This window comes from Pseudoduganella sp. RAF53_2, assembly GCF_052113985.1.
Classification (GTDB): domain Bacteria; phylum Pseudomonadota; class Gammaproteobacteria; order Burkholderiales; family Burkholderiaceae_D; genus Rugamonas.
This window is the reverse complement of sequence record NZ_JBFRDW010001006.1, coordinates 1-1,355: the sequence shown is the minus strand read 5'-3', so window position 1 is coordinate 1,355 and position 1,355 is coordinate 1. Positions and strand designations below refer to the sequence as shown.

The 1,355-nt window shown below is 59.5% G+C and carries 1 protein-coding gene; it reads right to left on the bottom strand.

What is annotated here, in order from left to right; all coding sequences use genetic code 11:
• A partial coding sequence (locus tag AB4Z11_RS31850; protein ID WP_442030198.1) for a class I SAM-dependent methyltransferase occupies positions 1–1,303 on the bottom strand: 1,303 nt, incomplete at its 3' end.
• Positions 1,304–1,355: the final 52 nt, after the last annotated feature.

Here is a 1,355-nt window from a genome sequence, read left to right as displayed (position 1 = left end):
GCATCTTGGCTTCGTCACGATAAATCAGATACCACTCCAGAATATGCTCCATGCTGAAGCGTTCAGGGTTGCTGGCGTGGACATTGGTCACCAGCAGCTTGCCGCCCGGACGGGTGCGCGCCGCGAAGTAGCTGTTCAGGCGTGAGCACACTTTGTCGGACAGGTAATCGAACAGGCCCGCGCAATATACGGCGTCGAACTCGCGCTGCTCTTCATCCACCGCATCCACGCGGCGTTTCAGCAACTGGTGCACCGAGTCGTGGACGAAATCGATATTGGCATGGCGGCCGGTGCGGCGCTGAATCGCGGCCAGCGTGCTGCGCGTCCAGTCCAGCGTCTCTTCACTGAAGTCCATCAGCTGGAAGGACAGCAGTTCAGGGTTGGCCGAGGTTTCGAGGAAGCGCTGGATCTCCACCGCGGGGCCGCAGCCCACATTCAGCACGCGCAGCGGACGGCCGATACGGCGCGCCTCTTCCGCCAACCGATCCAGGTAGCCAACCAGGATATCGATGCGATGGCGGTGCGCCGTCGCCACGGCCGTTTGCAGAAACGCCGTGTTCACGATCTGGAAATAAGTGCTCGGACCCTGACGCGGATCGCTCAGGATCTGGTTCACCATCTGGTAGTCGCCCGCATAGCCAAGCGGCTTGGTATAGGTGCGGAACACAAATGGCGCACGCAGGATCAGCGGATGCAGCGCCGCCTGCGCAAACGCGCGGTGCGATGCCTGCAGTTCTTCTTCCACCAGTGAGGCCTGGTGATTCAGCTCATCGAAATAGCCCTTGGTCTTGATCATGAGCGGGCGCGCCAGCTCATAGAAGTATTCCAGCGGCAGCCTTGCCTCTTCCTTCGGCAGCGAGTCGGACATATCGACCTGCTCCAGCCAGCGCGAGGCATCGGACAGGAAGGCGCGCGTTTCATTCACAACGATCTGGTAATCACGGCGGATGCGGAAGCGGTCGCTCCAGTCATCGACGAAAGACTGCGCTTCGCGGCCCAGCGCGCCCGGCGCCACCACCACTTCCGACAGCTCGCGCCATTCATCAATCAGGGTGACCGACACTACGGCCGTCAGGCCGGTGTTCACCATGCTGATCACGACCGCCTTGCCGATATAGGCGCTCTTGGAGCCCATACGCACCGTCAGTTCGTTCAGAACTTCACTGACCTGAACGATCGAGTAAGGGTTATAGACCTCCATCACCAGCGACTTGCGCTGGAGGTTGACAATCGTGCCGCGAACCGCCTCACCCTGCGTGTTAAGAAAACTTACGACCGGATCAATTTGCGTCTGTGAATACACGTTATTGGCTATTGGTGGAGGTCAACAAATCGAGTGTATATGAGTGTGGCGT